Below are 8,994 nucleotides of genomic sequence, written 5' to 3'. Positions count from 1 at the left end.
GCCAGTTTGTTGATGCTGTCATAAGCCCAGTGACCAGCAGGAACATCAGAGAACGGGTTAGCAGCGTATGCGGAAGCAGTTACGCCCAGAGCCATAGCCATAGCTAATACTAAAGATTTTTTCATTTTAATTTCCTCCTTTAGGAAAATACATTTGAAAAATTCTGCTACGCTTCTTAGCCTTGGCTTTGATACTCGGCTCGCCGCATCTTTCAGTAAGAGTTGCCTTGTTTCCTCTACCATACTCCTTGCAGTCTGCGTTTTTCGCTGCCCTCAGCAGTTAGCATAAGCAAATTTTTCATGACTCTATTGTACCACTTTTTTAATAACTCTACAAGTGCTTCACAAATTTTTCTTAATTCATGTAAATAAAGAGATTCTACTTCGCAAACAATCATTGATATGTAAGCTTTTCTTTTCAAGTATTTTTTCACAACACAAAAACCGCCTCTGCAAAATTTACAGAAGCGGCTGGGTGTTTAAACTAAAATTAAGCTAGGAATTATTTAACACGCAGAGCACGGTCTACTTCGATGCGTACTGCACGGCCAAATTCTTCATGAGTCCAATCCCAACGGCTGGTCAGAGCTTCAGGGATTGTTTTGTCGCTGTAAATGCGATGCTCGTAAGCTTTACCGGTGAGCTTGTTGTAAGCAACTGCATAGCCTTGCAGGTCGATTTGCAGTTTGCGCTCTTCGCTGGAATCGATAGCTTTGTCATCCAGCTTGTCCAGCTGAACAGCGATAACGATGTCAACATCGCCATCTTTAGCAATTTTTTCCAAAGTTGCAGCACTGGGAACCTTGTTGCCAACCTTAGCAGCATCAATAACAGCGGTCAGCTTGTCGTTTTCTACTACTACAAAGCCTTTTTTGCTGTTCAGAACAGCCAGAGCGTTTTTGTAGAAAACCTGATTTGCCAGTTCGTCTCCGCCTTCAACGTTGTTGATCAAAGGCAGCAGAGCAACACTTGCAGCTTCAGCTGCACCAAAGCAGGGGATGCTGAAGCAGATAGCCATAACGGTCATCAATAAATAACGTAAAACTTTTTTCATTCTTATTCCTCCAGACGCATTTATGTAATGCAGAATATAGGTATATTCTAGCATAAATTCAGGAAAAAATACAGTATTTGCTTAAAATTTTCTGACTTGGTAGTCATTGTGAGTAAAACTTTTTTCTGAAATATTCTTCAGTTGTTATACTAATTTTTCAGTTGTATTTCACATTTTCCTTGCAAAAATTCAGTTCTTCGCAACAACTAAAATAATAGCTGAAAAATTTCACTTGTTATTTCAGTTTTTATTTCACTTGTTAACTAAAACCCTATTTTCAACAACCTACCCACCCACGCAAAAAACGACCGCCCATGCGGGCGGCCGTCTTCTTATACGCGCGTGTTAAATGTTAAGTTGTTGTATATGGTTGGAATTAGAAAGTGAATACAACTTGAGACCACAGAGTTTGAGCGTCTTTGTTGCCTTCTTTTTGATCCAAATCATACCATTCAACCTGGCCAACGATGTTCTTAGCAAAGGTGTAGTTAGCAGCTACGCTGTAGCCTTTGAAGCCTTCAGTGGTGTTGAACAGATCATTATCAGCAAGACCATTCATGGTGTGGTCGATATAGGTGGAAGCACCTTGGTCATAGTATTTAGCAACTAAGCCCCAAGAACCAGCTTTAGCAGCTTTAGCACCTTTATAGGAAGCAGTTACTACGAAGCCGTCATCATCACCATTATACTTATCTTTATCGCCATTCAGATACATAGCACCCAGTTTGAAGTTCTTGTCGAATGCATAGTTAGCAGCAACAGTCCAAATGGTATCGTCAACGCCTGCTTTTTCTTTTACGTCTTCAAATTTGTAGTAGCCAGCAGCCAAGGACAGATTTTCAACCTTGCCGGACAGCTCAGCATAGTAAGTGTCTTTTGCATTATTGCCAGTAGAAGTAGAAGTAGAAATACCATCTTTATTAGCAGCTTTAGCATAGCCAGCTACCAGTTTAACGTCCTTGCCATAAGCAACTTGAACACCGTCAACACGGTTATCATAAACATTGCCTTCAGACCATTTTGCATGGTAACGACCAGCTTGAACAGCCAAACCACCGAGTTTGCCGTTTACATAAGCACGTTGGAATTTGGTGGTTTCATCGCCAGTATTATTTTTCAAATCTTGGATATTTTCAATCATGCCGGTATATTTCCAGTCATCATTGATTTGACCATTTACCCAAATACGGGAACGCAGTTGAGTTGCGTAGCTAAAATCCTTACCATCTTTGTCAACACCGTCATGTTCTACATAGTGATAACGCATTTCACCGGTGATCTTTACGTTGTCAGCTTTTTTCTCCAGGTTAGCAACGCGAACGCCCAGGTTATCCAGCTCGTCAGCGAATTCAGCAGCCAGTTTGTCAACGTTAGCGCCTTTTGCCATTGCTTTAGCAACGATTTGAGCCATTTCATAACGGGTCATCAGCTTGTCGCCACCGAAGGTGGAGTCGCCGTAGCCTTCGATTACGCCAGCAGCAGCCAGTTTGTTGATGCTGTCATAAGCCCAGTGGCCAGCAGGAACGTCAGAGAACGGGTTAGCAGCGTAAGCGGAAGCGGTTACACCAAGAGCCATTGCCATTGCGAGTACTAAGGATTTTTTCATTGTAATTTCCTCCTCTTATCTTAAGAGATTTTTATTTATTACAAAATCCTTCGCAAGTTCCCGCCTGCAAGTCCGGTAAGAGTTGCCTTGTTTCCTCTACCATGCACGAGCTTCGCCTGTGTCAAGGATTTCATAATCAAGGGGTGAAATTATAGATTGGAGTAACTCTATTTACGATTTACTCTAATCTAAATCATACTTATATTATAATGGCGGATAAGTACCTAGTCAAGAGATTTTTTCAGAAAATTTTTAACAGAATAATATTTATTCCTATTAAGAATGTTTGCGATGTTGAGACAGCGCCTTGCACTGGCCTGCCTGCGCTGGAGTAAAACACTTGCCAAAGTCATTTTTAACGCGTTTTAAAGTATACTTGCGAAAATCCCCGAAAAATTGAAAGTATACTTTCGGAAATTCGCCAAAAATAGTAAGTATACTTTCAATTTTGCTTGTGCTGTGCTTTTGAGTGGTTTATAATAGAATTGTAAGGCGGTGATATTATGGCTATTATTAAGCAAGAAAATATTTTAAAAGTCCTTGCAGGCTTCAACCCTTGGTGGAAAACTGGTGCAGTAGCCCCTGCATTTCTCAAAAGCTACAAACGAATTTCCTATTATGAAACACTGGAAAAAATTTCTCATACCACTATACGTCGCAACGTCATTCTTTCCGGTGCCAGACGTGTCGGTAAAACAACCATTATATATCAGGTTATCGATAATTTGCTGAAGCAGGGTGTTGCGCCTGAGCAAATCGTTTTTATCTCCCTAGATCATCCTATTTTAAAATTAAGCAGCATGGATGCCATATTAGAATGCTATCACGAAAATATTCATCCTGATAAAGATGTTTATTACTTTTTTGATGAAATCCAATATGCTGCTGATTGGCCCGGTTGGTTAAAAATCATCTACGACACACAACCTGAAAGCAAGGTTATCGCAACCGGTTCTGCAAGCCCGGCTCTGGTAAAGGGCAGCACCGAAAGTGGTGCCGGCCGCTGGTCTGTAATTCAGGTACCAACGCTTTCTTTTTATGAATATTGTTCACTTATCGGCATCAGTATCACAAATCTTCCCAAAAATCTGTTGCTTTCGCAGCTGCTGTCGATGACTCAGGCCGAGCGTACCAATATTATGCTCAAATTAGAAAGCCTCCGACTGCACTTTAACCGCTATCTTCTTGTTGGTGGCTTCCCGGAGCTTGCTTTAGCTGAGGATGATTTTTTTGCGCAGCAGATTATGCGTGAAGACATTGTAGACAAGGTTTTAAAGCGAGATTTACCTGCCTTGTATAATATCCGTAATCCCCTGGAATTGGAGCGCATCTTTCTCTACCTGTGCAATGTTTCCTCTGAAATCGTTTCCTACGACAGCATTGCCAAAGAACTGAATGGTGTATCACGCCCTACTGTGGAAAATTATGTCCGCTACCTGGAAAGTGCTAATTTAATCTACATCAGTAATCCTGTCCATATCGAAGGCAAAAAAATTCTTAAAAGCAAGCCGAAAATCTATATTGCTGATGCAGCTATACGTAATGCCGTGCTAATGAATGATGACCTGCTCACAAATGCTGCAGAAATGGGTAAAATTGTAGAAACAACTATTTATAAGCATGTTAAAACCTTCTGTTATCGCAAGGCTACCAGCGTAGGCTATTATCGTGCTGCCGGTTCGGAAAAGGAAATAGATGTCGTTGCTGAATATCCTGCTAATAAAGATATTTTGATTGAAGTAAAATATCGTGAGCAAGCACCCATCAGCAACAATGACGCTATCTGTACCCTTGCAGGCAAAGCCGAGCTTGGCATAATTATTACTAAGCGCCAGGACGATTATGGTGTACATGACACACCTGACGGCAAGCAGCTTTTGCGCATCCCGGCCTACGCCTTCTGCTACCTTTTAAGCTTGGCAGAAAAGAATAACATTGCCTCTTTTTAAAGTATACTTTCGAAAATTCCCGAAAAATTGAAAGTATACTTCCGGAAATTCGCCAAAAATCGTAAGTATACTTTCAATTTTGCTTGTGCTGTGCTTTTCTCCGCATAAATAAAAAAAAGCAGCAGTGCCATGCGTTCGGCACTGCTGCTTTCAGAGGGTTGATGTTGTGAAAGGATGTATAAAAAGAAAAGGGGTATTATGTATCAGTCAGTGGGATTGCTAACTGATGAGCTTATTATAAGGCGAACTGACTGATTAGTCAATGGATAATCTGTGAACTTTGCATCGTTTTGATGAACTCTAAAAAATCATCGTACCGCTGCCATCAGCGCGTAAAAAATCGGCGGTACAATAAGCGCCGGCAGCATATTCAGCGTTTTGCAGTCACGCAGCTGTAAAATTCCCAAGCCGCTGCTCATCAGAAAAATGCCGCCCAAAACAGAAATTTCTCCCATCAGCGCCGGTGTCATATAAGGCGCAATCACGCCGGCGAAAAGATAAATGCTCCCCTGCCACAAAAGCAGCACCAAGGCTGCAGCTGCAATGCCGATGCCATAGGCCGAGCCAAGAATAATCGACGAAACAAAATCAAGCGTCGCGTTGGTATACAGATAAGTATTGTTGCCGTTGAGCCTGCTTTCAATCGGTCCTAAAATAGAAAGTGTGCCGATGCAGAACAGCAAAATAGCGGTTGAAAGTCCTTCCGCCAGCTTGCTGCCACCCTTGGCGCTTGCCAAAAGCCTGTGAAAGCGTCCGTCGATATCCAGCCACGTTCCTATAACAGTACCAATGGCGATGCTGGCGATAAATAATACCGGATAAGTTGTTTTCGGCATATTGCTGACAAAGGCGTTCGCTCCCAGTCCCACGGTTGCCAGACCAAGGCCGTCGAAAAGCGCTGTCTTATAGCGTTCGTTAACACCTCTGCTGAGAAAACTGCCGATTACAGAGCCGGTTAAAATTGCACTTACATTAACGATTGTTCCTAACATTTTCAAAATCCCCTCAAGTTTACAAATACTTCCTGCGCAGGCTACAAAGATTTTACACTTCCCCCGCTCAGGCATCTTTACAGATACCCTTTTATTTTATACTATTATAGTACCAAATACAATTCCTACAAAGGAGGCTAATACGAATGAAAAAAACTCTTCTCACGTTATTTTTAGCGATGGCAGTAGCAGCGGGTGCGTCGGCCGCACAGCAAACAGAAGTCGACAAAGGCGACCGCTTTGACTATAAATATCCTGTTTTCACGCAGGAAAATCCGCAGGCAGCACAGCGCATGAACCGCGATATCCAAAAAATGGTCAGCAAATCGCGCAAGGATTTGCGCCATCCGGATATGCGTGCTGTCGGCAGCAATTATGAGTTGATTTACGAAAACGACCAGTTTGTCTGCCTCACCTTCAACACCTGGTACTATTATGACAAGGCTGCTCATGGTATGTACTATACACACGGCATTGTTTATGACAAGACTACCGGCAAGCGTGTTCCCTACACCCGCTTCATTGAAAAGCTGGACGCCGAGCAGCTGAAGCAGGATATCAAGGCCAAGAAGCTGCCTGTTTACGGTGCAGATTTAAAGACTGTCAGCGAAGCGCCGTTTATTGATAACATCGACAAATTTAAAGTCAGCAAGGATTACATCATCACCGAGGACGGTCATCTTTATCTGATGTACCAGCCCTACGAGCTTGACTGCTATGCCGCAGGCGTTACCTATGTCAAAGTAAAATAACAGCAACAGAATTAAAGCACTGCTCTGCATCTCCCGTAAGGAAATGTGAGCAGTGCTTTTTTAGTCTGCCTTTTGGAACATCAGCGGCAATTCCAGATTACATGCTTCCAAAAGCTCCTGATTACGCAATACATCCTTCACTGTGCCGTCAGCGGCAATTTGGCCGTCGTGCAGCAAAATTACTCTGTCGCAGGCTGCATAGATAAAATCCAGATCGTGCGAAGCAATAAGCTGCGCACAGGGCAGGCTGCGCAAAATATTTATCAGGTGACGGCGGTTTTTGGGATCCAAAGCAGCGGAAGGCTCGTCCATAAGCACCAGCTGCGGTGTAAGCGTTAAAATACCGGCAATCGCCGCCAGCTTTTTCTGACCTCCGCTCAGGCGATAAATCTGACGCTTGGCCAAATTCTCCAAATGCACCTGCGCCAAAGCCTGCGTCACACGTTTCTGCACCTCCTGCTCGCTATAACCGCAATTACGCGCCGCAAAGGCAACATCACTGTAAATATCTGCCATGAAAAGCTGGCTGTCCGAATCCTGAAAGACATAGCCTATACGCCTGCGCAGCTCGCGCAGGTTCTTTTTGTTTAAATCAAGACCGCAAAGCCTTACTTTGCCGATATCTTCTGCCTCCAAAAGACCGACAAAAATTTTAAGCAGTGTTGATTTGCCTACGCCGTTGGCACCGATTAAGCCTATGCGTTCGCCTGCCTTGGCACTGAAGCTGATGTTTTGCAGCACCATAGCGTCCTTATGTTCATGCTTTTTAGCATAAGCAAAGTGCAGATTTTCTATTTCAATAATATTTTCTTCCATCGTCTGTCCAACGCTCCCTTACAGCAAGCTGCCTAAAATCGCAAACACCGGCAACAAGCGGAACACAAGGCAAAAGCCAAGGCTCGGCAGCACAAATGCCAACGCCCCCTTACCGTCCGCCGCACGCTGCAGATAAAACGTACCGTCAAAGCCACGCAGTGCCATGCTTTCGTACACTGTCTGCGCTCTGTCTATGCTGCGCAAAAGCAGCTGTCCCACCAGCGTACCCCAAGCGTTGAAGGCAATCCCCTTACTGTACGGCGCACGCAGAGCGTAGGCAGCACTCATACGGCTGCCCTCCTGCAAAAGTAAAATCAGATAGCGATAGGTCAGCAGCAGCACAACACTCATCACCTTAGGCAGATGCAAAAGCTGCAAAGCGTAACAAATTTGCTCCATCCCGGTTGTCGCAATGAGAAAGTACACTGCCAAAAAGCTCCACAAGCCCTTGAGCAGCAAAACAAACAGCGACACCCAGCCACCGCTGACAGCAATGCCGCCTATATTGAGCAACACTGCCGTATCAAAATAGACATTGGCCAAGCCTAAACCTATGAGCAGAAAGGCAACTGTCCTAAAGCGCTTAATGCCTTCGCATAAGGATAAATCTGCCAGCTGATATAAAAAGACGGGATAAATGCCCATCGCCACAACACCGCTCAAGGCATACTTATCAAACGAAAGCACTGTGAGAATAAAGCACAGCACAGCGCCAAGCTTCGCCAGAGGATGCAATTTGTTAACGAGCGTATTTCTACCTGCCAGCTCATCTAAAACGTGAATAGCTGAGATGGCACGCTCAAGCCTGTTCATGGTTGCCCCGGAAGCTCTTTAATACTTTGCCGCCGGCCAGAATCAGCAGCATAACGATTACCGCACCCACAACACCGGCAAAGGAAGTGCCTGCGGCACTTTCGCTGCCGGCAAAATTGTAATCCGGCAGCAGCGCCGTCACGCTTTGCACCGCTTCGCTCAAAGCGTAAACGCTGCTGTCAGCGCTTTCCAGCTCCGTACTGCCTGTCATGCGCTCCAAGGACCACTCCAGGCCATCCGGCAGCTCGGAAGCAAGCAGGGAAAGACCACCGGCCAGAACAACTGCCGCTGCTCCCATAATCGTCAGCACATTTTTCAAAGATACACTGCTTGCAGACTCACTTTCCTCCGCACACCACAAAAGTGAGGGACGGGCAGCAAACAAAAATACCAAAACCGCTGCGGTAATTGCACCCTCAACCAAGCCGATTGCCAGATGAATAGGCTGCATAAACGGCAGAAAAGCAGCAAAGGGTAATTGCGTAATTCCCGACAGCAGCGTTTCAACCGAAACAGAAAAAGCACCCAGCTGCAAGGAAAGTACACTGCCAAGAACCGATGCGATGATAATTTTGGTGCGTGTCATACCGCTGCGCATCGCCAACGCCCAAATTACGCCACCGCCGACAAAGCAGCCGTAAAACGCCATATTCCAAATGTTAGCGCCCAGCGCCAGCAGACCGCCGTCCGCAAACAGCAGGCATTGAATCAGCAGCACGCCGATCATCGTCAAAAAAGCAGCGTAAGGACCGACAACAGCCGCCAACAGCATACCGCCGCACAAATGGCCCGATGAGCCTGTTCCCGGTATGGTAAAGTTAAGCATCTGTACCGCAAAAACGAATGCTCCCATCACGCCCATCACAGGTAAAATTTTGTCATTGCGCTCCTGTTGCACCTTGCGCAACGCGTAGCCTGCAGCAACTAAGGAGCAGGCGTACATGCCGCCGGCAACAGCGGACGAAAGCAAAGCATCTGCCATATGCATAAATATCACTCCGTTTTCTGAAATT

Annotated in this window: 9 protein-coding genes; 2 read left to right on the top strand and 7 right to left on the bottom strand. The window is 44.9% G+C overall.

Annotated elements, in window-relative coordinates; genetic code table 11:
* Positions 1 to 235: 235 nt before the first annotated feature.
* The 3 genes from HMPREF9443_RS10830 to HMPREF9443_RS08095 form a co-directional block, all read right to left on the bottom strand.
* A complete protein-coding gene (locus HMPREF9443_RS10830; RefSeq protein WP_148495355.1) occupies positions 236 to 433 on the bottom strand; it encodes a hypothetical protein in 198 nt (65 codons plus the stop codon).
* Between the two features lie 68 nt (positions 434 to 501).
* Entirely contained in the window at positions 502 to 1,053 is a 552-nt protein-coding gene (locus HMPREF9443_RS08100) for a hypothetical protein (protein WP_040565322.1), read from the bottom strand.
* A gap of 376 nt (positions 1,054 to 1,429) precedes the next feature.
* On the bottom strand, positions 1,430 to 2,659 hold the full coding sequence (locus HMPREF9443_RS08095; RefSeq protein ID WP_009146095.1) for an S-layer homology domain-containing protein: 1,230 nt from the start codon (positions 2,657 to 2,659) through the stop codon (positions 1,430 to 1,432).
* A gap of 503 nt (positions 2,660 to 3,162) precedes the next feature.
* Between HMPREF9443_RS08095 and HMPREF9443_RS08090 the strand changes: the two genes are divergently transcribed.
* Complete coding sequence (locus HMPREF9443_RS08090; RefSeq protein ID WP_009146093.1) at positions 3,163 to 4,608, top strand: ATP-binding protein; 1,446 nt, start codon at positions 3,163 to 3,165, stop codon at positions 4,606 to 4,608.
* Positions 4,609 to 4,916: 308 nt separating this feature from the next.
* Here HMPREF9443_RS08090 and HMPREF9443_RS08085 read toward each other — a convergent pair whose 3' ends face one another.
* Positions 4,917 to 5,600: a DUF554 domain-containing protein gene (locus HMPREF9443_RS08085; protein WP_040565321.1), complete on the bottom strand. Its 684-nt coding sequence runs from the start codon at positions 5,598 to 5,600 to the stop codon at positions 4,917 to 4,919.
* A gap of 146 nt (positions 5,601 to 5,746) precedes the next feature.
* Here HMPREF9443_RS08085 and HMPREF9443_RS08080 point away from each other — a divergent pair, with 146 nt between their 5' ends.
* Positions 5,747 to 6,352, top strand: coding sequence for a DUF3298 and DUF4163 domain-containing protein (locus tag HMPREF9443_RS08080; protein ID WP_009146090.1), 606 nt, complete (start codon positions 5,747 to 5,749; stop codon positions 6,350 to 6,352).
* Positions 6,353 to 6,412: 60 nt separating this feature from the next.
* On the opposite strand, the gene HMPREF9443_RS08075 is transcribed toward HMPREF9443_RS08080, so the two are convergent.
* From HMPREF9443_RS08075 to HMPREF9443_RS08065, 3 genes are read right to left on the bottom strand one after another with little or no spacing between them, the layout of a single operon-like run.
* Positions 6,413 to 7,168 carry an energy-coupling factor ABC transporter ATP-binding protein gene (locus HMPREF9443_RS08075; protein ID WP_009146089.1) on the bottom strand — a complete coding sequence of 252 codons (756 nt, stop codon included), beginning with the start codon at positions 7,166 to 7,168 and terminating at the stop codon, positions 6,413 to 6,415.
* Between the two features lie 18 nt (positions 7,169 to 7,186).
* Positions 7,187 to 7,981: an energy-coupling factor transporter transmembrane component T family protein gene (locus HMPREF9443_RS08070; protein WP_009146088.1), complete on the bottom strand. Its 795-nt coding sequence runs from the start codon at positions 7,979 to 7,981 to the stop codon at positions 7,187 to 7,189.
* A complete protein-coding gene (locus HMPREF9443_RS08065) occupies positions 7,968 to 8,969 on the bottom strand; it encodes an energy-coupling factor ABC transporter permease (protein ID WP_009146087.1) in 1,002 nt (333 codons plus the stop codon). The genes HMPREF9443_RS08070 and HMPREF9443_RS08065 overlap by 14 nt, the downstream gene beginning before the upstream one ends.
* Positions 8,970 to 8,994: the final 25 nt, after the last annotated feature.

It is taken from the genome of Phascolarctobacterium succinatutens YIT 12067, assembly GCF_000188175.1.
GTDB classification, from domain to species: domain Bacteria; phylum Bacillota; class Negativicutes; order Acidaminococcales; family Acidaminococcaceae; genus Phascolarctobacterium_A; species Phascolarctobacterium_A succinatutens.
The sequence above is the reverse complement of the archived record's forward strand: the minus strand, read 5'-3'. Positions and strand labels throughout refer to the sequence as shown.